Raw genomic sequence first — 25,973 nt, 5'->3', positions numbered from 1 at the left:
GGGACTCGACACTTTGCAGGATCTGCGGGTGCTGATGGACTTCCGCCGCCGCGCGATCTTCCTGAGCGACTCGCGCGCCGCGGTTTCTTCGGGGCCGTTCGAAATCGTGGTTCGTGCGCGCAAGCGGCTGGGTCAGATGATCATCATGGATGCCGAAGTGGACGGCGTGCGCACGGCAGTGGTGGTCGACACGGGCGCCGATGTGTCGATCGGCAACCCGGTTCTGGAACAGCGTCTGCGGGCGCGCCAGCGCGGCGTGGCGACCGGCACCGATGTCAATGGCGTCGCCTTCGCGACTGCCATGCGCCTCGCCCAGCAGGTGCGGGTGGGCGACATGACAGTCGCGCAGGTGCCGATCGGCTTTGCCTCCAGCCCGGCCTTCGAGGCGCTCGGCCTTGACCGGCGTCCCGCCCTGATCCTCGGGATGGGAGCGCTGCGCGGGCTCGACCGGCTGGCAATCGACTTCCCGGGACAGAAGGTGATGTTCGACCTGCCGGCCAGCGCCCCCAGGGCGAGCGCGTGGCGTCGCAACCCCTTCGCTCCCTGAACGGCCGCCCTCCGCCCGGTTTCAGTTCCGTCCTGCGGCCGCCCGGCATTGAAGAGCGTCAGGCGGAGCGCCACTTCACCCCCGATGCCCCCCGACACCGCCCGCCCCGAGACACCGCCGCCGGACAGCTGGCGCACGCTGAGCCGCTTCCTGCCGTATCTGTGGCCCCGCGACCGTCTCGACCTGCGCCTGCGGATCGTCCTGGCCATGCTGCTGGTGCTGGCGACCAAGGCGGTGACCCTCGTGCTGCCCCTGCTCTACAAGCGTGTGATCGACACGATGGCCGGGGCCGATCCGCTGATGATGGTGGCGATCGGGCTGGTGCTCGCCTATGCAGCCGGGCGCTTCGCGTCGGTCGCCTTCGACAACATCCGCAACATCGTCTTCGAGAGAGTAGGTCAGGACGCGACCCGGCATCTGGCGGAGGATGTTTTCACCCGCCTGCACCGCCTGTCGCTTCGCTTTCACCTCTCCCGCCGCACCGGCGAAGTGACCAAGACCATCGAGCGCGGGACCAAGAGCATCGATTCGATGCTCTACTTCCTCCTCTTCAACATTGCGCCGACCGTTCTCGAGCTGATCGCCGTGGGCGTCATCTTCTATACCCTGTTCGGCTGGGAGCTGGTCGTCGCGACCGGCATCACGGTCATCGTCTACATCGCGGCCACCCGCTGGATCACCGAATGGCGAACCAAGCTGCGGGCGGAGATGAACGAGCTGGACGGCAAGGCACTGGCCCGTGCGGTCGATTCGCTGCTCAACTACGAAACGGTGAAGTACTTCGGCGCCGAGCGGCGCGAGCAGGAGCGCTACGCCGGCGCGGCGCGCTCCTACGCCGCGGCCGCGATCAAGTCGGAGAATTCGCTCGCATGGCTTAACATGGCGCAGGCGCTGATCACAAATGCGCTCATGGCCTTTGCCATGGCCTTCACAGTGTATCAGTGGTCCCGCGGAGTCCTCACCGTCGGCGACCTGGTGGCGGTGCAGACCTACCTCGTCCAGCTGTTCCGGCCGCTCGACATGCTGGGGTGGGTCTACCGCACGATCCGCCAAGGCCTCATCGACATGGCGGCGATGTTCCGGCTGATGGACGCGACGGTCGAGGTGACGGACCGGCCCGGCGCGCCGGCGCTCGTGATCCGCCGCCCCTCGGTCGCATTCGACAACGTGGTGTTCGGCTATGATCCCGACCGCCTCATCCTCAAGGGGCTGAGCTTCGAGATCGAGGCCGGCGGGCATCTGGCGATCGTCGGCCCGACCGGCGCTGGCAAGAGCACCATCGCCCGGCTGCTGTTCCGCTTCTACGATCCCCAGGCCGGGCGCATCCTGATCGACGGCCAGAACATCGCCGACGTGACGCAGGAGTCGCTGCGCCGGCACATCGGCATCGTTCCGCAGGACAGCGTGCTGTTCAACGACACCATCGGCTACAACATCGCCTACGGACGCGATGGCGCCACGGCTGCCGAAATGGAGGCGGCGGCGCGGGGTGCGGCCATCCTTCCCTTCATCACGCGGCTTCCGCAGGGGTTCGACACACAGGTCGGGGAGCGCGGCCTCAAGCTGTCGGGCGGCGAGAAGCAGCGCGTCGCGATCGCCCGCACCCTGGTCAAGGATCCGCCGATCCTGTTGCTGGACGAAGCGACCAGCGCGCTTGATTCGCGGACGGAGCAGGAGATCCTGCGCACCTTGCGGCAAGTCTCCGCCCGGCGCACCACCATCGCCATCGCGCACCGCCTCTCCACCGTGGCCGATGCCGACCGCATCCTCGTGCTGGAGGACGGGCGGCTGGCGGAGAGCGGCAGTCATGTCGAGTTGCTGCGGCATGGCGGGCTGTATGCCGAGATGTGGGCGCGGCAACAGGCGGATGCCGACGGTCTGCGCGCGGCGGCGGAGTGACGCGGAGCGCTTGTTGCCGACAGCGGGGGCGCGGGCGCGATATCCGCCGTCAGCGCCTCACAGCACGTAGCGGCTCAGATCGGTGTTCGCCGCCATCTCCGCGAGCCGTCCGCGCACATAGTCCGCATCGATCGTCACCGTCTCGCCGCGGCGATCCTCGGCCTCGAAGCTCAGTTCCTCGAAGAGGCGTTCCATGACCGTCTGCAGCCGGCGGGCGCCGATGTTCTCGACGCTTTCGTTCACATGCGCCGCGGTCCGGGCGATCTCGCGCACCGCATCGTCGGTGATCACGACCGACACGCCTTCGGTCGCGAGCAGCGAGCGGTACTGCTCGACGAGATTGGCGCGCGTTTCCGACAGGATGCGGACGAAGTCCTCCTCCGTCAGCGCCCGCAGCTCGACCCGGATCGGCAGGCGACCCTGAAGTTCGGGGAGCATGTCCGACGGCTTGGCGACATGGAAGGCGCCGCTGGCGATGAACAGCACGTGGTCGGTCTTCATCGGCCCATGCTTGGTCGCCACGGTCGTGCCCTCGATCAGCGGCAGCAGATCGCGCTGCACCCCCTCGCGGCTGACCGATCCGCCGCGCACGTCGCTGACGGCGATCTTGTCGATTTCGTCGAGGAACACGATCCCGTTCGTCTCGGCATTCTGTAGTGCAACGCGGGCCACATCGTCGGGATCGAGCCGCTTGTCCGCCTCCTCGTCGACCAGCTTGTCCCAGGCGTCGGGAACCTTCAGCCTGCGCCGCCTGGTGCGCGACTTGCCGAGCGCCTTGCTCATCATGTCGCCAAGGTCGATCATCCCCATGCCTCCTCCCATGCCGGGGATGTCCATGGGCATCGACGGCGCGTCGGCGACCTCGATCTCCACCTCCGTGTCGTTCATGGCGTTCTGGACGATCCGTTCGCGGAACGCCTGGCGGGTGGCCTCGGACGCGCTCTCCCCCACGAGGGCGCGGAGCAGGCGGTCCATGGCCGCTTCCGAGGCGGCCTCGCGCACGGCCTCGCGCCGGCGGTCCTTCTCCAGCCGGATCGCCTCCTCGACGAGATCGCGGGCGATCTGCTCGACATCGCGGCCGACATAGCCGACCTCGGTGAACTTGGTTGCCTCCACCTTGATGAATGGCGCCTCGGCAAGCCGGGCCAGCCGCCGGCTGATCTCGGTCTTGCCGCAGCCTGTCGGTCCGATCATCAGGATGTTCTTGGGCGTGACCTCGTCGCGCAGCGCGGCGGGCAGACGCTGTCGCCGCCAGCGGTTGCGAAGGGCGACCGCGACGGCGCGCTTCGCCTCGCGCTGTCCGACAATGTGCTCGTCCAGCGCGGCGACGATGGCCTTGGGGGTAAGCTGGTCAGTCATCGGGATCCTTCCTGCCATCCGCGACGCGGACGCAAACATGGGGGCACGGGTGCGGGCAGGCGCGCGGTCAGACGGTCTCGACCGTCACGTTGCCGTTGGTGAAGACGCAAATGTCGGCCGCCACCGCCAGCGCCTTGCGCGCGATCGTCTCGGCATCATCCTCGTAGGCATCGAGCGCCCGGGCCGCTGCCAGCGCGTAATTGCCGCCCGAGCCGATCGCGGTGATGCCCGCGTCCGGCTCGAGCACGTCGCCATTGCCGGTCAGCACCAGCAGGCTGTGCGCATCGGCCACGATCATCAGCGCTTCGAGGTTGCGAAGATACTTGTCGGTCCGCCAGTCCTTGGTCAGCTCGACCGCGGCCCTGAGCAGCTGGCCGTTGTACTGCTCCAGCTTCTTCTCGAGCCGCTCGAACAGGGTGAAGGCGTCGGCGGTCGCGCCGGCGAACCCCGCCACCACCTTGCCGCCGTCCCCAATCCGCCGCACCTTGCGGGCGTTGGGCTTCATCACCGTGTTGCCCATCGACACCTGCCCGTCGCCAGCGATGACGGTCCGGCCGTTCTTCTTCACGCCGATGATGGTGGTGCCGTGCCACTGTTCGAGGCCGTGACGCGCCCTGTGTTCCTGCATGCCGCCGATATGGGCGCACGCCTGCCGCGATCAAGCAAGCACCGCCGCGCCGGACCTGCTCAGCCGGCCGGCCCGCCGCCTGCGGGGGGCTGGGCACCGGGGGCACCGACGGCGCCGATGTTGCCGAACAGATCCTCGAGGAAGCCGCGCTCGCGTCCGACCGTCGGCGTGCGCGCGCCGTCGGGGTTGAGGAACACCACGCGCTCCATCCCCGAACGCTCGACCGCGGCGACATTGCCGGCCTCGTTGAAGGTGATGGCGAGCACGGCGTGATCGGCGATGCGCGGCTGGCGGAAGGGTCCGCGTGCCGTCACGCTCGACACGTAGAACCAGGTGGGCTGCCCGAACTGGCTTACGAAGGACGGACGGCCCAGCGTCTCCTCCACCGACCGCCGGTTGTCGACTCCCGGCGCGATCGAGTCGATCAGCACCGTGTCGCGGATGTACCCGCGCGATTCGCGGATCGAGGTGCAGCCCGAGGTGAGAACCGCCGCCAGCACCGCGGCGGCGAGCATGGCCGCGCCCCGCACGGGCCGCGGCGATTTGCGAGTGTGCTGCACAGTCATGGTCAAGCGGTTCGCCTCGTTCCTTGGCGGGGCGGCTTGGCAACAAGCAGGCGCCCTCTATATCGTTCCTGCGCCTTAAGGGCCGCGTCGCCGCGTGGCAATGCGCACACCGCCGGCCGCGGCCATTGGCGGCGCGCCACATAGTCGCGGGCGCGTTGAATTGACGCTGAATGACCGCCGGCGATGCGGTCCAGCACAGGAAAGGCAGGCGACGGCCGATGCACTTCACCCGATCCGGCTTCTTCCGGCGTCTCCGGCATGGGAAGGCCGATCCGCGCGAGGCCGTCCGCCCGCTCTGGCACCGGGTGGTGGCCATCTCGCGCGAGCCGGAGTGGTATGCCGCCTGCGGTGTCGCCGACACGGTGGCGGGCCGGTTCGACATGATCACGGCGGTCATGGCGCTCGTGGTGCTGAGGATGGAGGACGTGCCGGACCTGCGCGGACCCAGCGCCCACCTGATCGAACTGTTCGTCGAGGACATGGACGGGCAGCTGCGTGAGTTCGGCATCAACGACGTGGTGGTCGGCAAGCACATGGGCCGGCTGATGAGCACGCTGGGCGGCCGGATGGGCGCTTACCGGGAGGCGCTGCGCGGCTCGGACGCGACGGCGTTCCGGCAGGCCGTGGCCCGCAACGTCACCTTTGCCGACGAGGGACTGTCCGCGATGCTCGGCGACAGGCTGCGTGCCCTCGCCACGCGTCTGGCAGACACATCGGATGCGGATGTGCTCGCGGGGCGGATCGGATGAGCAGCGACCCCGCGCCCGAATGGAGCCGGCCGGTCCGCCTGCGGCCGCCGCCGCGCGGGGACATCGCCTTGACCGCGTCGCCGGCGGAGTGCGCCGCCTTGGCGCGGCGCCTTGGTCTGGACGGGATCGACAGCCTTGCCGCGACCCTGTCCATCGCTCCCGCCGGCGAAGCGTTCGACGTGACCGGCACCCTGACTTGCGCGCTGCGGCAGATCTGCGCCGTGGCCGGCACCCCGTTTCCGGCGACGGTGAACACCCCGGTGTTCCTTCGGCTGGTGCCCGAAGAAGCGGCCGGATCAGCCGACCTTTCCGCCGCCCTGGCCGTCACCGCGCCTGTCGACGACGCGGACGAGTTCACCTTTGCGGGCGACAGCGCCGATCTGGGCGAGGCGATGGCGCAGACGCTGGCCCTGCACCTCGACCCCTACCCCCACGGACCCGATGCGCAGACGGTCCGCGAAACCTTCGGCATCGGCGGCGACGACCAGCCGGCGGGCGCGCTGGCCGAAGCCCTCGCGCGCCTGCGCCCGAACTGAGCGGCGCCGGCGCCGGACGCGGTCGCGTGCTCAGGCAGGCTGCGGCGCCCTTTCCCCGGACCGGCGCCGCATCATGGCGCCGATCGCCCCGAAGCCGAGCAGCAGGAGCATCCAGGTCTGCGGCTCCGGCACCGCGGCCGAAAAGCCGAACTGCCGCTGCATGTCCTGAAAGACGGCCTGGTGGACGGCGGCGGTGGGATGGGTTCCGTCGAACGAGAAGAAGCCGGTGCAGTCCGGCTGCGCCCGCGCCTGGATGCAGGTCGTCGACAGGTTGAGATTGGCGGGCAGGCCGAACTGCGTCGGATCGGCCGCCAGCCGGCCGAAGAAATCGAGGTAGCTGAACGTCAGCAGCCGGGTATCCGGTGACAGGCTGAGGCGGCTCAGCTCGCTCAGCAGCAGGATCTCGGCCTCCTGCGCGAAGGCAAGGCCCGGAGGCGTCGCGTTGGGAAAGCCGGTGACGAGAATGGTGCGCGCGCCAAGATCGTTCAGCGTCTGCACGGCACCGGCATAGGTGCGCGCCGCGTCCAGCAGGAAGGCGCTGTCGCTCGTGTACCCGGCCGGAGCGCCGGGCGGAATGGCGGCAAAGACATCGTTCCCGCCGAAGTTGAGGATGAACAGTCCAGTCGGATCGACCCGTCCGCCTCCGGCCAGATAGGCGCCGAACAGCCCCAGCTGCTCAACGAGGTCCGGGACGTTCGACGTCGTGGTGGCCCGGGCGCCTCCGAAGGCGAAGTTCGTGCCGCCGCGCAGCGACGCCGTTGTCGGCTCGCCGAACAGGGCGATGCTGAGCAGGTCGTTGTAGTTGTAGCCGTTGGTGAACCGCCCCTGGAAATAGCCGAGCGCCGGGTTGGGAATCGCGGGATTGAGCGCGTTGACGTTCCCGGCATCAACGAGGCTGTCCCCGAAGACCGTCAGGGAGGTGATCCCCGGTGTCCGCACGGGTGGCGCCGTCTGCGCTGCCCCCGGACCTCCCGCAAACAGCGCCAGCGCGCCGACGACAGCCGCAATCGCCTTCCTCATGTCCTGTCCCCTTGTGCGTTTTCTTATGGTTAATGAAGTAAGCACAAGGCGCGGGTCAGAACAAGCCGCCGAGACGGGTCCGGCAGATCAGAACGGAATGTCGTCGTCCAGGTCGTCGTAGGTCGCCCCGCCCGCCGGTGCGGGCGGGCTGTCCGCGCCCTTGCTCCAGCTGGAACGGCCGCTGCCTTCCCCGCTGCCCCCGCTCCACTCGCCGCCGCGCTGTCCGCCGCCATCACCGCGCCCGTCGAGCATCGTCAGCACGCCGCCCATGCCGCCGACACTCACTTCGGTGGTGTAGCGGTCGTTGCCGGACTGGTCCTGCCACTTGCGGGTGCGCAGGGAGCCTTCGATGTAGACCTTCGAACCCTTGCGCAGGTAGCGCTCGGCCACGCCGACAAGGCCGTCGGACTGGAGCACCACATTGTGCCACTCGGTGCGCTCCTTGCGCTCCCCGGTGGCTCTGTCCTTCCAGCTCTCGGACGTGGCGATGCGCAGATTGGCGATGCGGCCGCCGTTCTGGAAACTCTTCACCTCCGGATCGGCGCCCAGATTGCCGATCAGGATCACCTTGTTCACGCTGCCTGCCATTCGTCGTCCTCTCGTGCCGCATGGGAGCGGAAATGCTGCGCCCGGCCGGGCGCGATCGTCATGCAACAATCCTCTTAACCGCAGTCCCGCGCCGGCGCCACAAGCAACCCGGCGCGCGGCAGCGCGCAACGCCGCCGCGGGTGGATGGATCAGCGCTCCGGATAACGCAGACGTCCGGCTAGGCGCAGCAGGCTGAACCTCTCGCGCCGCGGCCGGGTGAAGGACGCCTTGAGCCGCTCGAAGCGCATGACACCGTCCAGGCGGCGGTCGAGAAAGGCGTGCGTGTCGCGGTTCTGCTCGCTGCGGTCGTTGATGAACACCGTCAGCACGGCAGAGTAGAGACCGGCGAGGATCGCGCGCTTGCTGTAATGGTTCCAGTCGGTGGCCGTGTCGCCGGCCAGACGCCACATCAGGTCGGCGCTGTGCCATGCGGTGCGCAGGGCGCGGGCGGCGTTCTGCGGCATCGCCATGATCGCCATCGCCCGCCGGACCGCTTCCTCCCGCATCCGCACCTGCTCCAGCCGGAACAGAACAAGGCGCCGGATCCGTTCACGCACCTTGACCCCGTCGAAACTGCCCGGCGGGTGCGCCGCGACCATCGCGGCATCGACACTGGCGATCCAGCTTTCGATCATCAGCATCCGGTCGCCGTCATAGGCGAGATCCGCCACATCGGGGTCGACGCCTTCGCTCTCGGCCGCCATCCGCACCGCTGCACGCGACCAGCCATCGAACACCGCCGCGTCGGCGAGTGCCGAGGCGAGCCGCTCGCGCAGCTCGTCCAGCGTCAGGTCGTGAGCGGCCTGCGTCCCGTCGCGGCCCGGCCCGCCGTCATCCTCGCCCGCCATCCGCTCAGCTGCCCGGTCCGTAGCGGCCGGCCGACGCCGCAGCCTGCTCGCGCCGGGCGCGGTCGAACTCCTGCACGAGGGTGCTGCGGCTGCCGGCGAGACGCGCGTAGTCGAGCGCCGTGCGCCCGGAGTTGTCGGACCGGTCTGGCTTCGCCCCGTGACTGAGCAACAGCCGCACCATGTCGACGTCGTTCTGGTGAACGGCGGTGATCAGCGGCGTCTCTCCGGTGCGGTTGGTGGCGTCCACCTGCGCCCCGGCCTGAAGCAGCGCCGCGGCGCCTTCCACGAAGCCAAGCCCGGTGGCAATCTGCAGCGGCGTCACCCCGCGCCGGTCGGCGATGTTCGGATTGGCTCCCGCACGTGTCAGGACGCGCAGCCAGGTGAGGTCGCGCCGCTCGGTCACGATGTGCAGCGCCGTCTGTCCGGTGGTCAGATCGCGGGTGTTGACAAGGGTCGTCCCGGGCCGCTGCAGCACCTGCTGCACCGCCGCGCCGTCGCGCTCGCGCACGGCCTTGAGAAAGGTCACTCCCTCGGAAAGTTGCTGCGCGTGGAGGGGGCTGCCGGACAGCACACATGCCGCCAGAACGCCTCCAAGCAGGTTCACCGCACACTTGCGCATCGGTCCATCGTCTCCGCCGCCACCGTCACCCGCCTTTGCACTTGCGGGTGCCCGCTTAGCAGACCATGAACTGGAGAGCCATGCCGCAACCGTCAACCTTCCGCCTCGCCCGGGTCTGCCGGGCCGCCGCGCCGCTTCTCCTGCTCGCCGCGACCTGGGGGTGCACGCCCGCGCCCGCCGGCGACCCGCCGCTTGCCGGGGCGGCCATCGGGGGGGACTTCACGCTGACCGACGAGAACGGGCGCACGGTGCGCTGGAACGACTTCGCTGGCCGGTACCGCATCGTCTATTTCGGCTACGCCTTCTGCCCGGATGTCTGTCCCACCGACATGCAGCGCACGATGCGCGGGCTGGATCTGTTCGCCGCGGAGCAGCCCGCCCGCGCCGCGCGGGTGCAGCCAATCTTCATCACCATCGACCCGGAACGCGACACGCCCGAGGTGCTGCGCGAGTTCACCGACGCCTTTTCCCCGAACCTTCTCGGCCTGACCGGCACGCCCGAACAGGTGGCACAGGCGGCGAAGCGGTTCGCCGTCTTCTACAGCCGCGGACCGGACTCGCCGGGCGGCGGGTACCTGATGAACCATTCCAACATCGTCTACCTGTTCGGACCCGACGGGGAGCCGATCGCCACCCTGCCGACGGACCGCGGGGCCGAGGCGATCGCCGACGAGCTGGCGCGCTGGGTCCGGTGAGGGAGCGGTTCTGGGAGCTTCCGCTCGGCGCGCTGAGCACGGCCGAATGGGAGGCGCTGTGCGACGGGTGCGGACGGTGCTGTCTGCACAAGCTTGAGGATGAAGACACGGGCGAGATCCTCGAGACCAACGTTGCCTGCGCGCTGCTCGACCGCCGCACCGCCCGGTGCGGCGACTATGCCAACCGCCGCACCCATGTTCCCGACTGCCTGCGCCTCACCCTGCGCATCGTCGAGGACGTGACGTGGCTTCCCGCCAGCTGCGCCTACCGGCTGCGGGCGGCGGGACAACCTCTGCCGCCATGGCATCACCTCGTCTGCGGCGACCGTGACGCGGTGCGGCGCGCGGGCGCGTCGGTCATCGGGCGCGTCATCAGCGAATCCGAGGCCGGCCCGCTCGAGCATCACGTGTGCGACTGGCCCGACGCGGCGGCCACGCCGGCCTGATGCCGACCTGGTCCGGCAGAGCGGTTAGACAGGCCGAACCTCTCGCCGTCGAGGTCGCCGGACGCCTCCTGCCGCTCACCCTGCGCCGCCATGCCCGTGCCCGCCGCATGATCCTGCGGCTCGGGCCGGACGGCGCCTGCGTCCAAGTCACGCTTCCGCCCGGAGCGGCGGCGGCCGAGGCGCTGGCTTTCGCCCGCAGCCGCGCCGACTGGCTGGCGCGCCAGTCCCTCGCCACGCCCGGCGTGTGCGATCCGGTCGCGCGCGGATGGATCCTGCTCCACGGCACGCGGACGCCGGTTGACTGGTCCGCGGGCCGGCCCCGGCAGCCTGTCCTTGCGGACGGCGCGCTGCGGCTGGGCGGTCCGCGAGCGCACGCTGCCGACAGAGTCCGGCGATGGCTCATGGAGACGGCGCTCCGCATCATGACAGGCGACGCGGCCCACTTCTGCCGCAAGCGGTCCCTGGCAGCCGCGCCGGTGCGTCTCTCTCGCGCGCGGCGGCGGTGGGGATCGTGCGCCGCCGACGGAACGATCCGGCTGAACTGGCGGCTGGTGCAGGCACCGCCTGCGGTGCGGCGGGCCGTCGTCGCCCACGAGGTCGCGCATCTTCTGCATTTCGATCACTCGCCCGCGTTCCGCGCATGTCTCGACTCGCTGTTCGAGGGCAGCGTCGCGGACGCGAACGCATGGCTTCAGGCACACGGCCGCTCGCTGTTCACGCTGGGCTGAGCGCCTCCGTTGCACGGAGCGGCGATGGCTGCGGGCTTGGCGGGAGCCGCGCGGCACCCTAGTTTGCCTGCGATGGGCATGATCAGTCGATATGATCCGCGCGGCGGGCTTGCCGATTTCTGGCGCGTGTTCCGGCGCCCGGACCCGCTGCGCTGGCCGATCCTTGCCGCCTCGGCGATGCTGACGGGGACGATGCTCTACATCTTTGCTCCGGCCACGATGTATGCCGAGCCTGCGCGGCCCGAAATCACCTACGTCACCAGCTTCGCTCCCGACCGGACGGAGGAGGAGATCGCCGCCGCCATTGCCGAAAACCAGCGTGTGCAGGACGCGCTGCGGCGGCTGGAGGAGCAGCGGGTGGAGGAGCGCAAGGCCATCTACCGCTCGCTCGGCCGCGCAACCGGTCTCGACGTCGATGCGATGGAAGCGCGGATCCGCGCGGAGGAAGCAGCGGCCGAAGACGCCCGGCAGACCGGGGCAACGCGCGCCCTGAACCCGGCTACGGACACGGCATCTGCCCGCTGAGGATGCGCGCTGGCTCGCCCTGGCCGCACGGCTGGCGGAGCGTGCCCGGCCGTTGAGCCGTCCTAATCCGGCGGTGGGTGCCGTCCTCGTCAGTGCCGGCGGGATCGTGCTCGGCCGCGGCTGGACCCAAAGCGGCGGCCGCCCGCATGCCGAGGCGGCGGCGCTGGCCGAGGCCGGGGGGAACGCCGCCGGCGCCACGCTTTACGTAACGCTCGAGCCATGTGCCCACCGCTCGGCGCGCGGTCCGGCCTGCGCCCGCCTGGTGGCGGAGGCGAGGGTGGCCCGGGTGGTGTTTGCGGTGGAGGATCCCGATCCCCGCACTGCGGGCGCCGGGGCGCAGATGCTGCGCCGCGCGGGCGTGCGCGTGGATCGGCTTCGCTGCGACGCGTCCCGGCGCAGCCTTGCCGGCTATCTCACCCGTGCCGCCTTCGGGCGACCCTACGTGACCCTCAAACTCGCCATGACCCTGGACGGGCGGATTGCCCTGCCGGACGGAACGAGCCGGTGGATCACCGGAAAAGCGGCCCGGCGGCACGTGCATGCCCAGCGCGCCCGTCAGGATGCCATTCTGGTCGGGGCCGCCACATGGCGCACGGACAATCCCGCGCTCGACGTCCGGCTCGCAGGGCTGGAGCACCTCTCGCCCGTGCGGGTTGTGCTGACACGGGCAGCGGCGCCCGCAGGCGTCACGGCGCTGCCCGAACCTGCGGCCATCGGCACGCTGGCGGACTGCCAGTATCTCTATGTCGAAGGCGGAGCGCGCACCGCCGCCGCGTTCCTCGAGGCAGACCTTGTGGATCAGCTGGACATCTACCGCGCACCCGCGCTGCTCGGCGCCGGGCGTGGCGGAGTCGCGGATCTCGGCATCGAAGATCTCGCCGCCATCCATGGCCGCTGGGCCTGCACAGTGACCCGGCAGCTTGGCACCGACCGTTTCGAGTCCTACGAGCGTATCCGGAAGGAGCCGAGCTGATGTTTACCGGCCTTGTCACCGCTGTGGGCACCGTGAGCGGTGTGGAGGAACGCGGCGACCTGCGCGTGCGCATCGCTTCTCCGCTCGACCCTGCGGCGCTTGCCATCGGCGCCTCCATCGCGTGTTCGGGCGTCTGCCTGACGGTGGTGGAGCGCGGCGTGGATGGCGGCGAAGGGTGGTTCGCGGTGGATGTGTCGGCGGAAACCCTCGCGCGGACAGCCGCGTCGCAGTGGCAGCCCGGGCGGCGAATCAATCTGGAACCGGCGCTGAAGGTCGGGGACGAGCTGGGGGGCCACATCGTGACCGGACACGTGGACGGGGTCGGGCAGGTCGCCGAGGCCCGTCCCGCAGGCGGCTCGCTGGCCCTCCTCGTGGTCGCACCCGCAAGCCTTGCCCCCTTCATCGCAACCAAGGGGTCGATCACCGTCGACGGGGTTTCGCTCACCGTCAACCGGGTCGAGGATCAAGCCGACGGCCGGGTGCACGTCGCCCTCAACATCATTCCGCACACCGCCAGCGTCACCACGCTCGGCGCTGTGGCCGCCGGCGACGACGTCAATCTCGAGATCGACGTGCTCGCGCGCTACCTGCAACGGCTGGAGGCGCTGCGCGGCTGACCCGGCGCGCCGTGGCGCTGTAGGGACAGCCGCCTCCTCAGCGACAGACCTGTTCGAGCGCGCTCAGGAACGCGTCGACCTTGGCGTCGGTCAGCCCGGCCACATTGATCCGGCCGGACCCTGCCATGTACACGGCGTGCTCGGTGCGCAGCCGTTCGACCTGCGTGGCGTCGAGCAGCAGCATGGCGAACAGACCGTTGCCTTGTCCAACGGCTTCGAGACCGATGCCCGGCACCCGGCTCTCGCCGGAGGCAAGCGCTGTCCGCATCCGCGCGATGCGATCCCGCATGGAGTCGAGTTCGTCCTGCCACATGCGGACAAGCCCGGCGTCTTCAAGCACGATCGCCGCCGCGGCCGCGCCATGATCGGGCGGCATGGACCAGTTCGCCCGCGCCAGCGCATTGGCGTTGGAGCAGGCACGCTCCACCACGTCCTGATCCTTCGCCGCGACGAACAGCGCGCCGACACGGTCGCGATAAAGGCCGAAATTCTTGTCGCAGCTGTAGGCCACGAGCGCCGCATCCACTCGGTCGAGGACGGCGCGCAGACCGGCGAGATCCTCGTGCATGCCGCGGCCAAGTCCCTGATAGGCGACATCGACGATCGGCAGCACCCCCGTGCGCGCCAGCGCGTCCGCGATCGCCGACCACTGCGCCGCGTCGTAGTCGATCCCGGTGGGGTTGTGGCAGCACCCGTGCAGGATGACCGCATCGCGGGCGGTGCAATCTTCCAGCAGCGCCATAAGCCCGTCCGCATCTGCACCGCCGTCATGGACGTGGACAAACTCCACCGCGTCCAGCCCCAGGTCATCGATGATCTGCCGGTGGTTCGGCCAGGACGGGGTGCCGAGCAGCACCCTGCGGCCGCCGGCCTTCTTCACCAGTGCGAGGGCGAGGCGGACGGCGCCGGTGCCGCCCGGCGTCTGCATCCCGCTCACACAATGCGCCGTCTCGCCGGCGGCATCGAACACCCATGGTCTGAGCGCCGTGACGAACTCCCGGCTTCCTTCGGGTCCGAGATAGCTCTTGCTGTCCTGACGGCGCAGCAGGCGCTCTTCCGCCTCCTTGACGGCGCGGAACACCGGTGTGGCGCCGCTCTCGTCGCGGTAGACGCCGACGCCGAGATCGATCTTGCCGGGACGCTCGTCGGCCGCGTGGAGACGGATGAGAGCGAGGAGCGGGTCGGCAGGCTGCGCGGTGAGACGGTCCAGCATGGATGCTCCTTGGCGGCGGATCGCCGGCCGGGCAAGCCCTGCGGGGCGGGCGCCGCGCCGTCCGCGCCCCGTCCGCCTCAGAAGGGCACCCAGCGGTGCTCCGTCGAGAAGCGCATGTAGCCCGCGTTGATGCCGAGCCGCAGACCGGCGCCGACGCGGATGGGAATCAGCACCACGTCGCCGCGCCGCAGATAGGACGCGGTCAGCCCGCCGATCGCGTAGAGCTGGCCCTCCGCAGCCGGAAACCGCTCGTAAAGCTGCTCGGTGTCGTAGAGGTTGTAGACGAGGATGAAGGTGTTGCCGGCGTTCGCGCCCGCGTCGAAGCCGATCGACGGGCCGGTCCAGTAGACCGGACGCTGTCCCTCGACCTTGTGGAACAGGGTTCCCGAACCGTACCGCGCACCGAGGATGAAGGCACCGCCAGCCTCGCGTCCGACGATGTAGCCGTTCGGCTCTCCCTGCCGCCGCAGGAGATCCTCGATGAGCCGTGCCAGCCCCTCTGCCCCCTTGCCGAACAGCCCTTCGGCGGCGCCGATGAGATCGTCCTGCTTGTACGTCGCCCCTTCGGCCGCCGCAGCGCCGGGCGCGGCCGCAGCCTGCGATGCGGCCACCGACACATCAGTCGCGGTCACCACCGGGGCTGCGTCCGCCGGGACGGAAGCCGGAGCGGCGACGGTCTGCCGCTGCGGAGCGGCCGGAGCCGGCGCGCCGTCGAGGTCCGCGTCGATGGCGGTGTTGGGGTCGATGCGGTTCATCGACTGCGCCGCCGCCGGCAGTGCCGCGAGCGACAGCGCCAGCAGCACCGCGCCGAGCGGGCGCAGGAGCGATACGAGTGATGCCATGGCAGACCCTCCCTTCGGCCTCATCCTATGGCCGCTTGCCTCGGGCATCAACGGTGAAGACGGCCTGAACCGCAGGCAGCCGTAAACCGCGAGCGTCACAAGCCTTGCTGCGCCGGGGCACCGTGGCTATAGGCACCCCTCGCCGCGCGGCAGCGCCGCGGAGACGTGGGTGAGTGGCTGAAACCAGTTCCCTGCTAAGGAACCGTACCCTATCAGGGTACCGAGGGTTCGAATCCCTCCGTCTCCGCCACCTTTGCTTCCACAAGCAGCCGCAAACTTCCATGAAAGTCCGGGATTTCTGCGGCTTACACGTCCGCCAGCGTCCGCTTGGAACCACAGCCGGCCACTACCAGCCGCGCAAAAATGTGGGCGAAAGTGTGGGCGTATGATAGGAGTGTGGGCGTAAACCCCAGCAAGGAGTGCGAGCGCAACGCATGGGCAAGCTGACGGCGAACGAAGTGAAGGCTGCGCTGGCGAAGCCCGGAACGTACCAGGACGGCGACGGCCTACTTCTCAAAGTGGACAAGCGTGGAGGCGCATCATGGCGGTTGCGCATTCAACACGAAGGCCAGCGCCGGGACATTGGGCTGGGAAGCGCAAAGCTCGTCTCACTGGCGAATGCGCGAGCGAAGGCAGCTGAGGCGCGCAAGGCGATTCGGGAGGACAAGCGCGATCTGGTTGCTGAAAAGCGGCAGGCTAAAGCGAAAGCGGTCACTTTCCGCGAAGCGGCGCTGGCCCTGCATAAGGCGCGGGAACGTCAATGGGCGAGCAGCAAGCACGGCGGACAATGGCTCGCCACGCTCGAAACCTACGCATTCCCCACGCTCGGCAGGAAGCCGGTAGGGACAATAACGGCCGGCAACATCATCGCCGCGATCGCCGAAGTGTGGACCGCGAAGCCGGAAACCGGCCGCAGGGTGCGCCAGCGGATATGCGCTGTGCTCGACTATGCGCACGCGCGCGGCTGGCGCGACACAGAGGCTCCCGCGCGGTCGCTGGCGGCGGGCAAGGGTCTGCCCAGACAGCCGCATGGCAAGAACCACGCAGCCATGCCTTACGAGGACCTGCCCTCGTTCCTGACGCGGCTTCGCGCCAGCGGCGGAGTATGGGGCCGCCTGGCCCTGGAGTTCACGATCCTGACCGCCGCGCGCAGCCAGGAAGTGCGGTTGTCCACATGGGACGAGTTCGACACCGAGAACGCTCTCTGGACGGTTCCTGCCGCGCATATGAAGATGAAGCGCGAGCACATCGTCCCGCTCTCCCCGCAAGCGCTGGCGGTCCTCAAGAGTGCAATGGCAGTCCGCCGCGACGGGACCGATCTCGTCTTCCCCGGCACCAACGGGCCGATGTCTGACATGACGCTACTCGCCGTTCTCCGACGGATGAAGGAGCCGTTCACAGCTCACGGCTTCCGCTCCTCGTTCCGCACATGGGTCGCGGAAAAGACCGATTTTCCCGGCGAAGTGGCCGAAGCTGCATTGGCGCACCAGAATCCCAACGAGGTTGAGCGCGCCTATCAGCGCGGCGCAATGCTGGAGAAGCGGCGCAAGCTGATGGAGGCCTGGGGCGCCTATTGCGACGGCGGAGGGGGCAAGGTGATCCCCACCAAGCAATGAGCGGCGCCGGGGCTATCGAGCCTCCCATCGCCGGCTGAACGGCAAGTCACGGACGCCAGCGGCGAAGCACATCGCGCACGTACGCAGGCGTCTCGCCATTCAGCGGAATCCCGCCCGCGCGCTCGACCGCGCCAGGGCCGGCATTGTACGCGGCGAGTGCCATGTGCACGGAACCGAAGCGGTCGAGCATTTGCCGCAGGTAACGGGCGGCGCCGCCCAAATTCGCAATTGGGTCGAATCGATTGGAGACCCCTAGCTCCTTTGCTGTGCCCGGCATCAGCTGGCCGAGCCCCGCGGCGCCTGCCCTACTGATAGCGAAAGGATCGTAGCGGGATTCCGTCCAGATCAGCGCATCTAGCAGCCCGGCCGGCAAACCGAACCTGGCTTCGGCGGCGTAAACATGCGGAAGATATGCTGCGCGGCGAAAGCCATTCGGCCCCGCGAGCGCGGTCGGCTTTCGGGCCGCCAGCTGCTTCGCCCCTTCGGAAGCTTCGATGATCGGCGATTGTATTGACGCTTCGAGGGTATGCGCCGACGGCGCGTCCCAGATCCCGTGCTCCACAAGCTGAAACCCGTCGGCCGCTTGCGCCAGGCGATAGCCCTGCTGCGGTTCTTCAACGGTGCTGCCCGCCGTCGCCGATGGGTCTTGGGCCTGGCCTTGGACCGGCATGGCAATGGCCACCCCAATGGCAACCGACGCAACTCTCAGGATCATCTCGCTCGATTCCTTGACTGGTCGAATCGAGAGAGAACATATAGAGAACAACGGTTGTAGGAAAACGCATTGGCGCCGGCGCGGAGAGGAGGCTGCGCTGGGAGGCATGCAGAATGGAGAAACCATGCCCCAAAGCCATCAATCAGAGCGTCTCGAGCGCCGCGCGCGGGAGATCGTCGACAGCCTTGGCGGAACATGGCGTCGGGGTCGCGGGGTGTGCCGCTGCCCGGCGCACGACGATCGGACCCCATCGCTGAGCGTCAGCCTCGGCCGGCGCGCCATCTTGTTCCACTGCTTTGCGGGCTGCTCGAACGATGAGATCATCGCAGAACTCGGCCGCCGGGGCGTCCACGCACGCGAACTGTTCGATGGTTCGGGCGGACCGGTCCCGGAACTCGTCCGCGCGGAAACGGTCGATCGCAATGCCGTCCGACTTTGGCGTCAGGCTGTCACGCTTCGGGGAAGCCCGGCGGAGGCATATCTGGCAAAGCGCGGCGTGACGCGGCTTTCAGCGGAGTTGCGCTTCCACCCTAGAACACCGCTCGGCCCTCGTGGAGCAGTCCGATTCCTGCCGGCGATGCTGGCCGGTGTCCGAACCGACCTCGGGGTGATCGCCGTGCATCGCACGTTCCTCGATCCCGCGGCGACTCGCCTCGCGGCCTTCGAGCGGCCCAAGCGCGCGTTGGGCAGTCTGCAGCATGGGGCGGTGCGCCTTGCTCCGCCGCGGCAAGGACGCCTGGGTTTGGCGGAGGGAATCGAGACTGCCCTTTCCGCCATGCAGATATTCGGCGTCCCTTGCTGGGCCACCCTGGGCAATGAGCGCTTCGGCCTGGTCACGATCCCCGAAAGCGTGCGCGAGCTTCACCTCTTCGTGGACAACGATCGTGGTGGCGACCTGGCCGAGGAGCGCGGCCGCGAGGCCTATCGAGACGAGGGCAGGCGTATCCTCGCAAAACGACCGCCCAATCTCGACACCGACTGGAATGACGCGCTGTGCGAACGGGCTATCGCCGCTCCCTGACCCGCCTCAGAGGAGAGGGTGCCTCGGCCTGATCGAGGCCGGAACGCGTGAAGGGCCTCGTCAGGAGGTCCTATGGCACACTCATCCCCCGCATTTGCCTTCCCCGATCGCATCGAGCCGCTGGTATTGTCCGCCGCCCGCGAGGTTCAGCGTCTCATCGAGGCGGACGAGACGGTCTCTCGCGCGCGCCTCAACAGCGTCCTCAGCCGGGAATTCGGTGGCAGCGACGCGGACGGCCGCTGGTCCGTGCGCGATGCCCATGCCGTGCTTGAGCTCGCCCAGGTGCTGTGGTTGCGCGATAGCGCAGGTCTCTCCCTCGGTTCATCGATGCGCGATGCGGAGGCGGTGTTCGCGCAGCTTGAGACCTTGCTGCCAAGTCAAACCGTCCGCAGCGAAGAGCAGATCGCGCTGCAACAGTTCGCGACGCCGCCGCGCATGGCCTGGCTCCTCTCCCGAGCCTGCGCGCTTCAGGGCAGCGAGACGGTGCTCGAACCGTCGGCCGGAACGGGAATGCTGGCGGTCTGGGCTGCGAACGCTGGTGCGCGCCTCATCCTCAACGACATATCGCCGCTCCGCCGCGATTGCCTCGTCTGCCTTTTCCCAGACGCGGGGGTGACCGGGCACGACGGCGAGCTCATCGACGAGTTGCTCGACCCTTCCCAAGTGCCGACCGCCGTTCTCGTCAATCCGCCCTATTCGCACGGAGTGGAGCGCGGGCACGACGGACATACGGGCGCGCGTCACTTGCGCTCGGCCTGGAAGCGGCTCGCCGCGGGTGGCCGTCTGGCCGCCGTCATGCCCGAATGGTTCGACGTGCATCGGTTCCTCGAAGGCGCGCAGGGACCGATCACTGTGCGCTTCAACGTCGCGGTGGAGCGGGGTTTCGTGAAGCACGGTACCTCGATCACCACTCGCCTCATCGTGCTCGACAAGGCCGAGGACGGGACAGCGCCAGTCATAGCGCGGAACAGCGATTTCGACGCGCTTTGTGATGTGGTCGATGCCATTCCGGCGCGGCCCGCGCCGCTTCCGGCGACGCCTGCCACGCTCATGCCCGCGCGCGCTCCGATCCGGCTGGCTGGGCTGGCGACCAAGCCCCGCCCCTTGCAGCCCAACGTGCCGGCAACGGCGCCTTCCAGCAAAGCCTGCACATATACGGCACTCGACGCGCCGGCTCCGATCGCGGAGCAGGTCGGGCATTATCTGCCCTATCGGCCGAGCCGGATCGTCATCCCCGGAGCGGTCGAACACCCAACGCCGCTCGTCGAGTCCGTTGCGATGGGCTCGATTACCGCGCCAGTCCCGACCGAAGTTCCGCAACTTCCCGCAGGCGTCATTTCCAAAGGGCTGCTCTCGGCCGCGCAGGCCGAAACGCTGATCTACGCCGTCACGGCACACGCCCGCGACCTCCCCGGACGCTTCGTTCCGCAGGACAGGGGCTGTTCGCTTGCACCAAGTCCTGGCGGCGCCGCCTACCGCATGGGTTATTTCCTCGGCGACGGGACCGGAGCCGGAAAGGGACGCCAAGTCGCAAGCGTTATCCTGGACCGCTGGCTGCACGGGGAACGGCGCCACATCTGGATTTCGAAGACCGAGGCACTGCTCGAGGACGCGCGCCGGGACTGGTCCGCTCTCGGCGGCCTTCCGATCGACATCCAGCCGCTCGGGCAGTGGAAACTCGGACACGAGGTGACGATGCGCGATGGCATCCTGTTCGTCACCTATCCCACGCTGCGCTCGGGAAGATCCGACGCCACGCGGCTCGACCAGATCCTCGAATGGGCGGGTGATGGCTTTGACGGGGTGATCGTCTTCGACGAGGCGCACGCGATGGCCAACGCCGCTGGCGGCGAAGGATCGCGCGGCCGCGTCAAAGGCTCGGAGCAGGGCATCGCCGGGGTGCGCCTGCAAAACCTGCTGCCGCGCGCACGCGTCCTCTACGCCTCGGCGACGGGTGCTTCCGACGTCAACAATCTCGCCTACGCGACGCGGCTCGGGCTGTGGGGACCGGAAACCGCTTTCGCCAACCGCGAAGCGTTCGTGAGCGATATCCGCGAAGGAGGGATTGCCGCGATGGAGCTGGTCGCCCGAGACCTGAAGTCGCTCGGTCTGTACACGGCTCGCGCGCTCTCGTTCGCGGGCGTCGAGTACGAGATCCTTGAGCACCAGCTCACCCCGGAGCAGATCTCGGTTTACGATGCCTATGCCGAAGCCTGGGCCATCATTCACGCCAACCTTCGCGAAGCGCTCCAGGCAACCCGGATCGTCGATGCGGACAGCGGCGATACGCTCAACAGCGGCGCCAAATCTGCGGCCCTGTCGATCTTCGAAGGCACCAAGCAGCGCTTCTTCGCGCAGCTCCTCCTGTCGATGAAGCTGCCGAGCCTGCTGCCCGCCATCGATGACGCGCTCGCCGAGGGACACGCTGTCGTCGTCCAGCTGGTCTCGACCGCTGAGGCCATGCTCGACCGGCGTCTGGCCGACCTGTCGGATGAGGAACGGGAGGAGCTCGAAATTGACCTCTCTCCCCGCGAATACGTGATCGACTATCTCGCCAAGAGCTTCCCGGTCCGCCTCATGGCGGTGTTCACCGACGAGAACGGCAATCCCCGCTCCGAGCCGATGATCGACGACGAGGGCCGGCCCGTCCTGTGCCGCTCGGCACTCGCCGCACGCGAGCGCATGATCGAGCAACTTTGCGCCCTGCCGCCGATCGCAACCGCACTGGACGCGATCATCGAACGGTTCGGCACTGATCGTGTCGCTGAGGTGACGGGGCGCAGCCGGCGGCTCGTGATAGGTCCCGATGGGCGGCAGAAGCTCCAGTCGCGCAGTCCGCGCGCGAATCTGAGCGAGACGCAGGCATTCATGGATGGCGAAAAGCGCATCCTGGTGTTCTCCGATGCGGGCGGCACCGGTCGCAGCTATCATGCCGATCTCGGGGCCAGGAACCGCGCCCGGCGCGTCCATTTTCTGCTCGAGCCGGGCTGGCGTGCTGATGCTGCGATCCAAGGCCTGGGGCGCACAAACCGCACCAACCAGGCCTCGGCTCCGCTATTCCGGCCGGTGACGACCGACGTGCGCGGGGAGCGGCGCTTCATCTCGACGATTGCTCGCCGCCTCGACAGCCTTGGCGCCCTCACGCGCGGGCAGCGCCAGACCGGCGGGCAGAATCTCTTCGATCCCGCCGACAATCTGGAAAGCTCCTACGCCAAGGATGCGCTCAATCGCTGGTTCGGGCTGCTCTTCATCGGCAAGCTCGAGGCGATAGGGCTCGCGAAGTTCCAGGAACTGACGGGGCTGGGGCTCGAAGGACCCGACGGCAGCATGGTCGACGACCTGCCGACGATCCAGCGTTGGCTCAACCGCATTCTCGCTCTGCCGATCGCACTGCAGAATGCCATCTTCGACGAGTTTCTCGCGCTTGTCGAAGCGCGGGTCGACGCGGCCCGACAGGCGGGAACTCTCGATCTGGGCGTCGAGACCATCGCCGTCGAGAACTTCGAAGTGCTGTCCGATACTCTGCTTCGTACCGATGCCATGTCGGGGGCGACGACGCACCTGCTCAAGCTGGAGATCGCAAGGGCGCTGAAGCCGCTTACACTGCTCAGGCTCGACGAGCTTTACGAAATTGACAGCCCCGGCCACCGGCCTCTGCGCAACGCCCGTTCCGGCCGTGTCGGACTTCTCGTTCCGGCGCGCAGCCTCCTGACCGACGAGGGCACGCGGATAATGCGGTTCGAAATGCATCGCCCGCTGAAGCGGGAGTATCTTACCGCCGACCAGCTCGAAGAGAGTTGCTGGGAGCCTCTCCCCGGGCCGGAATTCCGGCGCCTCTGGGAGATTGAAGCCGACGAGGCCGCATCGAGCCTCAAGCGCGAACGGCTCCATCTCGCGACCGGCCTGCTGCTGCCGGTCTGGGACAAGCTCCCATCCAACCATGTACGCGTCAGCAGAATTTGCGCCTCGGATGGCCGCTCGCTGCTGGGCCGCGAGGTCCCCGTCCACTGCGTTCCGGAGCTCTGCCGCGCCCTCGGGCTGGAGGGCGGCCACAAACTTTCGGCCGACGAGATTGTGCAGGCCGTGCTCGCGGCGGGGCGTTCGATGCAGTTGGACGGGCCGGAGGAACACATCCTCAAACGCAGCCTCGTAAACGGAAGCCAACGGCTCGAGCTAACGGGATGGGGCGCGGCCCGGCTTGACTGGTACAAGGCGCAAGGCTGCTTCACCGAGATCATTCGCTACCAGACCCGACTTTTCGTCCCGGTCGAGAGAGCGGCAGCCGTCATCTCACGCGTCAGCAGATGACCGTGCCAAGCTAGGCGCCGAGCCGATGAGGGTCGTTCGCGAAAGGCGCCTTGCCGTACGCTCGTCGGAACGCTGCGATTAACTCGCCCTCGACTTCCAGCGGCACCCTGCCGGGCGTCTCCCGCCACGCGACCAGCAACTGGTCGGTGCGTGGCAACTGCCAGATCAGGCGCCCGCCCCAATGGCCGATGGGCTTCCCGGCGCCGAAATCTGCGAATTGCGTGAGCCGGCGCTTTAGGCGGTCGGCCTTCCCGATGTAGACGACCTCCGCATCATCGACCCAATTGGCGCCAAGTGCTGCCAGCGACACGGTAGGATCCTTGCCCTTGAACCACCCTCCGCAGCTTTGCTCGGCGAACGTCGGCGGTTCGCTACAGCTGTAGGTGATTACATAAACTCCGCCCGACGAAGGGCAGGCGCTTTCCCTGATGGCGGGAAACGGGATCCAGCCGATGAAACCGGCTGCCTCCAATACCGGGCGTGTGAACTGCATGGAGAGGAGGTATCGCCTCAGTCGCTCCGGGACCAGTGGATATGGCCGTCTCATTTCGAGGATGATGGAAATGATTTGACTCTCGCACCACGAGCCGTCATTTCTACATGACTCGAAACGAGAACACTTGATGGACTCACATTTTGCAGTTTCCGCCTTGGGCGCACTGGCTCAGGAACATCGCCTCGCGTTGTTCCGGCTGCTCGTCCAGGCTGGGGAAGACGGAATGCCGGCCGGCGCGATCGCGGAAGCGTTGGGCGTCCCCAACTCGTCGCTTTCCTTCCACCTCGCCCAGCTAAGCAAGGCTGGCCTGGTGCGGCAGGAAAGGCGGCACCGGTCGATCATCTACCGGGCCGACTATGCCGCCATGAATGATCTCGTCGCCTACCTCATGGAGAATTGCTGCGCCGGCGCCGATTGCGGGACTGCCGCCGCCTGCGCAACCGACACCGCTCTGTCTGAAAGGAAATCCGCATGAAGCGCCTGCACGTGCACGTCGGGGTGAACGAACTCGACCGCTCCATTGGTTTCTACTCGACCCTGTTCGGTGCCGAGCCGACCGTGGTCAAGCCGGATTACGCGAAGTGGATGCTCGACGATCCTCGCGTGAACTTCGCCATCTCGACCGGCCAACATGCCGCCAAGGGCATCGAGCATCTCGGCATCCAGGTCGAAAACGACGAGGAGCTTGCGGAGGTCTATGGCCGCCTCAAGGCTGCCGACCGTCCTGTGCTCGAAGAGGGCGCGACCACCTGTTGCTACGCCAAGTCCGAAAAGAGCTGGATCGCCGATCCCGACGGCGTGGTGTGGGAATGCCTTCTTCACGAATGGCGAGGCCACCGTCTATGGCGATAGCCCTGCGCTCGCTGCCCTGTCCGACAATGCCGCCGAGAACGCCTGCTGCGCTCCCGCCATGCCGGCACCAAAGGTGGCCTTCTGCAAATGAGCGTGACCATCTACCACAACCCCGCCTGCGGAACGTCTCGCAACACTCTGGCCCTGATCCGCGCCACTGGCGCGGAGCCGCAGGTGGTCCATTATCTCGATACGCCGCCGAGCCGGGAAGAGCTGGTTTCTCTCGTCGACCGCATGGGGATCAGCCCACGCGACCTGCTGCGGCAGAAGGGCACGCCCTATGCCGATCTGGGGCTGGACGATCCGGCGCTCACCGACGACCAGCTTGTCGATGCGATGATGGCGCATCCGATCCTGATCAACCGGCCGATCGTCGTCGGGCCGAACGGCGTCAAGCTCTGCCGCCCATCCGAGGAGGTGCTGTCGATCCTCGACCGGCCGCTCGAAGCGGATTTCGTCAAGGAAGACGGCGAGGTGGTGCCCGCCAATGGCTGACCTGGCGGTGGCGACCAAGCCTGCCATGACCATCTTCGAACGCTACCTGTCGCTGTGGGTGGCGCTCTGCATCGTCGTCGGGATCGCACTCGGCGCGATGCTGCCCGGTGCCTTCGCCGCCGTGGCCGAGGCGGAAGTCGCGCGGGTCAACCTGCCCGTCGCGCTCCTCGTCTGGCTGATGATCATCCCGATGCTGCTGAAGATCGACTTCGGCGCGCTGGGGCAGGTCCGCCAGCATATGCGAGGCGTAGGCGTCACCCTGTTCATCAACTGGGCGGTGAAGCCCTTCTCGATGGCGCTGCTCGGCACCTTGTTCATCGGCTGGCTGTTCCGCCCACTGCTCCCCGCCGATCAGATCGAAAGCTACATTGCCGGCCTAATCCTGCTCGCGGCGGCGCCCTGCACGGCGATGGTGTTCGTCTGGTCAAACCTGTGCGACGGCGAGCCCCATTATACGCTGAGCCAGGTGGCGCTGAACGATCTCATCATGGTCTTCGCCTTCGCGCCCTTGGTCGGCCTGCTCCTCGGCGTCGCCTCGATCACCGTACCGTGGGACACGTTGCTGCTGTCGGTTCTGCTCTACATCGTCGTGCCGGTGATTGTCGCGCAGCTCATCCGCCGGCACCGGCTCGCCAGCGGCGGCCAGCCGGCGCTCGACGCCTTGCTCCGCCGTCTCGGCCCAGTGTCGCTCGTGGCGCTTCTCACAACGCTCGTGCTGCTGTTCGGCTTCCAGGGCGAGGCGATCCTCACGCAACCGCTCGTCATCGCACTGCTGGCCGTGCCGATCCTGATCCAGGTCTACTTCAACGCCGGGCTCGCTTACTGGCTGAGCCGCCGTTTCGGTGTCGCCTGGTGCGTGGCAGCGCCCGCCGCGCTGATCGGCGCCAGCAACTTCTTCGAACTAGCCGTCGCCGTGGCCATCAGCCTGTTCGGCCTGCAATCGGGCGCAGCCCTGGCGACGGTCGTCGGCGTGCTTGTGGAAGTGCCTGTCATGCTGTCGGTCGTCGCCATCGTGAAGCGCACGCGCGGCTGGTACGAATGCGAGGAGACGCTTGCCACCGACTGACTCCCA

26 protein-coding genes, 1 tRNA gene and 3 pseudogenes (1 of these 30 cut by a window edge) are annotated in these 25,973 nt (G+C 68.1%); 18 read left to right on the top strand and 12 right to left on the bottom strand.

Annotated elements, in window-relative coordinates; translation table 11 throughout:
- Together ETO60_RS09170 and ETO60_RS09165 are read left to right on the top strand one after the other, a co-directional pair.
- Positions 1-547: the 3' portion of an aspartyl protease family protein gene (locus ETO60_RS09170; RefSeq protein ID WP_165362158.1), read on the top strand. 476 nt of this gene lie to the left of the window's left edge; the window shows 547 of its 1,023 coding nt (coding positions 477-1,023); the start codon falls outside the window, past its left edge; the stop codon is at positions 545-547.
- Positions 548-631: 84 nt separating this feature from the next.
- Entirely contained in the window at positions 632-2,446 is a 1,815-nt protein-coding gene (locus ETO60_RS09165) for an ABCB family ABC transporter ATP-binding protein/permease (protein WP_130004976.1), read from the top strand.
- Between the two features lie 57 nt (positions 2,447-2,503).
- Here ETO60_RS09165 and hslU read toward each other — a convergent pair whose 3' ends face one another.
- From hslU to ETO60_RS09150, 3 genes are all read right to left on the bottom strand, one after another.
- Positions 2,504-3,805 (bottom strand): ATP-dependent protease ATPase subunit HslU, encoded by a 1,302-nt coding sequence (gene hslU, locus ETO60_RS09160; RefSeq protein WP_130004974.1) that lies wholly within the window; start codon positions 3,803-3,805, stop codon positions 2,504-2,506.
- Between the two features lie 67 nt (positions 3,806-3,872).
- The gene (gene hslV, locus ETO60_RS09155) at positions 3,873-4,433 is read right to left on the bottom strand and encodes an ATP-dependent protease subunit HslV (RefSeq protein WP_130004972.1); all 561 of its coding nucleotides are present in this window, start codon (positions 4,431-4,433) and stop codon (positions 3,873-3,875) included.
- Positions 4,434-4,492: 59 nt separating this feature from the next.
- On the bottom strand, positions 4,493-4,999 hold the full coding sequence (locus ETO60_RS09150) for an outer membrane protein assembly factor BamE (protein ID WP_390612760.1): 507 nt from the start codon (positions 4,997-4,999) through the stop codon (positions 4,493-4,495).
- A gap of 218 nt (positions 5,000-5,217) precedes the next feature.
- Here ETO60_RS09150 and ETO60_RS09145 point away from each other — a divergent pair, with 218 nt between their 5' ends.
- Positions 5,218-5,748: a ubiquinol-cytochrome C chaperone family protein gene (locus ETO60_RS09145; RefSeq protein WP_130004970.1), complete on the top strand. Its 531-nt coding sequence runs from the start codon at positions 5,218-5,220 to the stop codon at positions 5,746-5,748.
- A complete protein-coding gene (locus ETO60_RS09140; RefSeq protein WP_130004968.1) occupies positions 5,745-6,284 on the top strand; it encodes a YceD family protein in 540 nt (179 codons plus the stop codon). The genes ETO60_RS09145 and ETO60_RS09140 overlap by 4 nt, the downstream gene beginning before the upstream one ends.
- Before the next feature lie 30 nt (positions 6,285-6,314).
- Here ETO60_RS09140 and ETO60_RS11520 read toward each other — a convergent pair.
- The 5 genes and pseudogenes from ETO60_RS11520 to ETO60_RS09120 form a co-directional block, all read right to left on the bottom strand.
- Positions 6,315-6,422: pseudogene (locus ETO60_RS11520) on the bottom strand (PEPxxWA-CTERM sorting domain-containing protein); the annotation flags it as partial.
- Positions 6,423-6,461: 39 nt separating this feature from the next.
- Positions 6,462-7,304: pseudogene (locus ETO60_RS11405) on the bottom strand (SGNH/GDSL hydrolase family protein); the annotation flags it as partial.
- A gap of 87 nt (positions 7,305-7,391) precedes the next feature.
- Positions 7,392-7,892: a single-stranded DNA-binding protein gene (gene ssb, locus ETO60_RS09130; RefSeq protein WP_130004964.1), complete on the bottom strand. Its 501-nt coding sequence runs from the start codon at positions 7,890-7,892 to the stop codon at positions 7,392-7,394.
- Between the two features lie 149 nt (positions 7,893-8,041).
- The gene (locus ETO60_RS09125; protein WP_130004962.1) at positions 8,042-8,740 is read right to left on the bottom strand and encodes a COQ9 family protein; all 699 of its coding nucleotides are present in this window, start codon (positions 8,738-8,740) and stop codon (positions 8,042-8,044) included.
- Positions 8,741-8,744: 4 nt separating this feature from the next.
- Positions 8,745-9,359, bottom strand: coding sequence for an ankyrin repeat domain-containing protein (locus tag ETO60_RS09120; RefSeq protein WP_130004960.1), 615 nt, complete (start codon positions 9,357-9,359; stop codon positions 8,745-8,747).
- A 65-nt stretch (positions 9,360-9,424) separates the two neighbouring features.
- On the opposite strand from ETO60_RS09120, the gene ETO60_RS11315 reads away from it, so the two are divergent.
- The 6 genes from ETO60_RS11315 (at position 9,425) to ETO60_RS09095 (ending at position 13,343) form a co-directional block, all read left to right on the top strand.
- Entirely contained in the window at positions 9,425-10,054 is a 630-nt protein-coding gene (locus ETO60_RS11315; RefSeq protein WP_199798869.1) for an SCO family protein, read from the top strand.
- Positions 10,042-10,500 (top strand): YcgN family cysteine cluster protein, encoded by a 459-nt coding sequence (locus ETO60_RS11310; protein WP_199798871.1) that lies wholly within the window; start codon positions 10,042-10,044, stop codon positions 10,498-10,500. Before ETO60_RS11315 ends, ETO60_RS11310 begins: the two co-directional genes overlap by 13 nt.
- Entirely contained in the window at positions 10,500-11,228 is a 729-nt protein-coding gene (locus ETO60_RS09110) for a M48 family metallopeptidase (protein ID WP_130004958.1), read from the top strand. Before ETO60_RS11310 ends, ETO60_RS09110 begins: the two co-directional genes overlap by 1 nt.
- 78 nt (positions 11,229-11,306) lie before the next feature.
- A complete protein-coding gene (locus ETO60_RS09105) occupies positions 11,307-11,753 on the top strand; it encodes a hypothetical protein (protein WP_234026419.1) in 447 nt (148 codons plus the stop codon).
- Complete coding sequence (ribD, locus tag ETO60_RS09100) at positions 11,743-12,726, top strand: bifunctional diaminohydroxyphosphoribosylaminopyrimidine deaminase/5-amino-6-(5-phosphoribosylamino)uracil reductase RibD (RefSeq protein WP_130004954.1); 984 nt, start codon at positions 11,743-11,745, stop codon at positions 12,724-12,726. The genes ETO60_RS09105 and ribD overlap by 11 nt, the downstream gene beginning before the upstream one ends.
- Complete coding sequence (locus tag ETO60_RS09095) at positions 12,726-13,343, top strand: riboflavin synthase (RefSeq protein ID WP_130004952.1); 618 nt, start codon at positions 12,726-12,728, stop codon at positions 13,341-13,343. Before ribD ends, ETO60_RS09095 begins: the two co-directional genes overlap by 1 nt.
- A 37-nt stretch (positions 13,344-13,380) precedes the next feature.
- Here the strand turns inward: ETO60_RS09095 and ETO60_RS09090 are convergent, their stop codons facing one another.
- Both ETO60_RS09090 and ETO60_RS09085 read right to left on the bottom strand, forming a co-directional pair.
- Positions 13,381-14,556, bottom strand: a complete 1,176-nt coding sequence (locus ETO60_RS09090; RefSeq protein WP_130004950.1) for an amino acid aminotransferase — start codon at positions 14,554-14,556, stop codon at positions 13,381-13,383.
- A 77-nt stretch (positions 14,557-14,633) separates the two neighbouring features.
- A complete protein-coding gene (locus ETO60_RS09085) occupies positions 14,634-15,398 on the bottom strand; it encodes a DUF1134 domain-containing protein (RefSeq protein ID WP_234026418.1) in 765 nt (254 codons plus the stop codon).
- Between the two features lie 159 nt (positions 15,399-15,557).
- On the opposite strand from ETO60_RS09085, the gene ETO60_RS09080 reads away from it, so the two are divergent.
- A tRNA-Ser gene (locus tag ETO60_RS09080) sits at positions 15,558-15,648 on the top strand.
- A gap of 184 nt (positions 15,649-15,832) precedes the next feature.
- Positions 15,833-17,014, top strand: coding sequence for a tyrosine-type recombinase/integrase (locus ETO60_RS09075; protein WP_130004946.1), 1,182 nt, complete (start codon positions 15,833-15,835; stop codon positions 17,012-17,014).
- Positions 17,015-17,060: 46 nt separating this feature from the next.
- On the opposite strand, the gene ETO60_RS09070 is transcribed toward ETO60_RS09075, so the two are convergent.
- Positions 17,061-17,729: a lytic transglycosylase domain-containing protein gene (locus tag ETO60_RS09070; RefSeq protein ID WP_130004944.1), complete on the bottom strand. Its 669-nt coding sequence runs from the start codon at positions 17,727-17,729 to the stop codon at positions 17,061-17,063.
- 124 nt (positions 17,730-17,853) lie between these two features.
- Between ETO60_RS09070 and ETO60_RS09065 the strand changes: the two genes are divergently transcribed.
- Positions 17,854-18,750 carry a DUF7146 domain-containing protein gene (locus ETO60_RS09065; RefSeq protein ID WP_130005069.1) on the top strand — a complete coding sequence of 299 codons (897 nt, stop codon included), beginning with the start codon at positions 17,854-17,856 and terminating at the stop codon, positions 18,748-18,750.
- Positions 18,751-18,822: 72 nt separating this feature from the next.
- A complete protein-coding gene (locus tag ETO60_RS09060; RefSeq protein WP_130004942.1) occupies positions 18,823-23,058 on the top strand; it encodes a strawberry notch family protein in 4,236 nt (1,411 codons plus the stop codon).
- Between the two features lie 10 nt (positions 23,059-23,068).
- On the opposite strand, the gene ETO60_RS09055 is transcribed toward ETO60_RS09060, so the two are convergent.
- The gene (locus ETO60_RS09055) at positions 23,069-23,551 is read right to left on the bottom strand and encodes a GIY-YIG nuclease family protein (RefSeq protein ID WP_130004940.1); all 483 of its coding nucleotides are present in this window, start codon (positions 23,549-23,551) and stop codon (positions 23,069-23,071) included.
- A gap of 130 nt (positions 23,552-23,681) precedes the next feature.
- On the opposite strand from ETO60_RS09055, the gene ETO60_RS09050 reads away from it, so the two are divergent.
- The 4 genes and pseudogenes from ETO60_RS09050 (at position 23,682) to arsB (ending at position 25,967) form a co-directional block, all read left to right on the top strand.
- Complete coding sequence (locus tag ETO60_RS09050; protein ID WP_127692221.1) at positions 23,682-24,029, top strand: ArsR/SmtB family transcription factor; 348 nt, start codon at positions 23,682-23,684, stop codon at positions 24,027-24,029.
- A pseudogene (locus tag ETO60_RS09045) lies at positions 24,026-24,497 on the top strand (ArsI/CadI family heavy metal resistance metalloenzyme). Before ETO60_RS09050 ends, ETO60_RS09045 begins: the two are co-directional and overlap by 4 nt.
- On the top strand, positions 24,494-24,901 hold the full coding sequence (gene arsC / locus ETO60_RS09040; protein WP_130004938.1) for an arsenate reductase (glutaredoxin): 408 nt from the start codon (positions 24,494-24,496) through the stop codon (positions 24,899-24,901). Before ETO60_RS09045 ends, arsC begins: the two are co-directional and overlap by 4 nt.
- Positions 24,894-25,967, top strand: a complete 1,074-nt coding sequence (gene arsB, locus ETO60_RS09035) for an ACR3 family arsenite efflux transporter (RefSeq protein WP_130004936.1) — start codon at positions 24,894-24,896, stop codon at positions 25,965-25,967. The genes arsC and arsB overlap by 8 nt, the downstream gene beginning before the upstream one ends.
- Positions 25,968-25,973: the final 6 nt, after the last annotated feature.

Source organism: Qipengyuania thermophila (assembly GCF_004153605.1).
Classification (GTDB): Bacteria; Pseudomonadota; Alphaproteobacteria; order Sphingomonadales; family Sphingomonadaceae; genus Qipengyuania_B; species Qipengyuania_B thermophila.
The sequence above is the reverse complement of the archived record's forward strand: the minus strand, read 5'-3'. Positions and strand labels throughout refer to the sequence as shown.

What these genes read in the sequence shown, in the direction of transcription:
- ETO60_RS09125 (WP_130004962.1), bottom strand. Translation starts at nt 8,740, where the DNA reads ATGGCGGGCGAGGATGACGGCGGGCCGGGCCGCGACGGGACGCAGGCC.
- ETO60_RS09105 (WP_234026419.1), top strand. Translation starts at nt 11,307, where the DNA reads ATGATCAGTCGATATGATCCGCGCGGCGGGCTTGCCGATTTCTGGCGC.
- ETO60_RS09110 (WP_130004958.1), top strand. Translation starts at nt 10,500, where the DNA reads ATGCCGACCTGGTCCGGCAGAGCGGTTAGACAGGCCGAACCTCTCGCC.
- hslU (WP_130004974.1), bottom strand. Translation starts at nt 3,805, where the DNA reads ATGACTGACCAGCTTACCCCCAAGGCCATCGTCGCCGCGCTGGACGAG.
- ETO60_RS09065 (WP_130005069.1), top strand. Translation starts at nt 17,854, where the DNA reads ATGCCCCAAAGCCATCAATCAGAGCGTCTCGAGCGCCGCGCGCGGGAG.
- ETO60_RS09085 (WP_234026418.1), bottom strand. Translation starts at nt 15,398, where the DNA reads ATGGCATCACTCGTATCGCTCCTGCGCCCGCTCGGCGCGGTGCTGCTG.
- ETO60_RS09055 (WP_130004940.1), bottom strand. Translation starts at nt 23,551, where the DNA reads ATGCAGTTCACACGCCCGGTATTGGAGGCAGCCGGTTTCATCGGCTGG.
- ETO60_RS09050 (WP_127692221.1), top strand. Translation starts at nt 23,682, where the DNA reads ATGGACTCACATTTTGCAGTTTCCGCCTTGGGCGCACTGGCTCAGGAA.
- ETO60_RS09070 (WP_130004944.1), bottom strand. Translation starts at nt 17,729, where the DNA reads ATGATCCTGAGAGTTGCGTCGGTTGCCATTGGGGTGGCCATTGCCATG.
- arsC (WP_130004938.1), top strand. Translation starts at nt 24,494, where the DNA reads ATGAGCGTGACCATCTACCACAACCCCGCCTGCGGAACGTCTCGCAAC.
- ETO60_RS09150 (WP_390612760.1), bottom strand. Translation starts at nt 4,999, where the DNA reads ATGACTGTGCAGCACACTCGCAAATCGCCGCGGCCCGTGCGGGGCGCG.
- ETO60_RS09120 (WP_130004960.1), bottom strand. Translation starts at nt 9,359, where the DNA reads ATGCGCAAGTGTGCGGTGAACCTGCTTGGAGGCGTTCTGGCGGCATGT.
- ETO60_RS09075 (WP_130004946.1), top strand. Translation starts at nt 15,833, where the DNA reads ATGGGCAAGCTGACGGCGAACGAAGTGAAGGCTGCGCTGGCGAAGCCC.
- ETO60_RS09090 (WP_130004950.1), bottom strand. Translation starts at nt 14,556, where the DNA reads ATGCTGGACCGTCTCACCGCGCAGCCTGCCGACCCGCTCCTCGCTCTC.
- ETO60_RS09165 (WP_130004976.1), top strand. Translation starts at nt 632, where the DNA reads ATGCCCCCCGACACCGCCCGCCCCGAGACACCGCCGCCGGACAGCTGG.
- ETO60_RS09060 (WP_130004942.1), top strand. Translation starts at nt 18,823, where the DNA reads ATGGCACACTCATCCCCCGCATTTGCCTTCCCCGATCGCATCGAGCCG.
- ETO60_RS09145 (WP_130004970.1), top strand. Translation starts at nt 5,218, where the DNA reads ATGCACTTCACCCGATCCGGCTTCTTCCGGCGTCTCCGGCATGGGAAG.
- hslV (WP_130004972.1), bottom strand. Translation starts at nt 4,433, where the DNA reads ATGCAGGAACACAGGGCGCGTCACGGCCTCGAACAGTGGCACGGCACC.
- arsB (WP_130004936.1), top strand. Translation starts at nt 24,894, where the DNA reads ATGGCTGACCTGGCGGTGGCGACCAAGCCTGCCATGACCATCTTCGAA.
- ssb (WP_130004964.1), bottom strand. Translation starts at nt 7,892, where the DNA reads ATGGCAGGCAGCGTGAACAAGGTGATCCTGATCGGCAATCTGGGCGCC.
- ETO60_RS09095 (WP_130004952.1), top strand. Translation starts at nt 12,726, where the DNA reads ATGTTTACCGGCCTTGTCACCGCTGTGGGCACCGTGAGCGGTGTGGAG.
- ETO60_RS11315 (WP_199798869.1), top strand. Translation starts at nt 9,425, where the DNA reads ATGAACTGGAGAGCCATGCCGCAACCGTCAACCTTCCGCCTCGCCCGG.
- ETO60_RS09140 (WP_130004968.1), top strand. Translation starts at nt 5,745, where the DNA reads ATGAGCAGCGACCCCGCGCCCGAATGGAGCCGGCCGGTCCGCCTGCGG.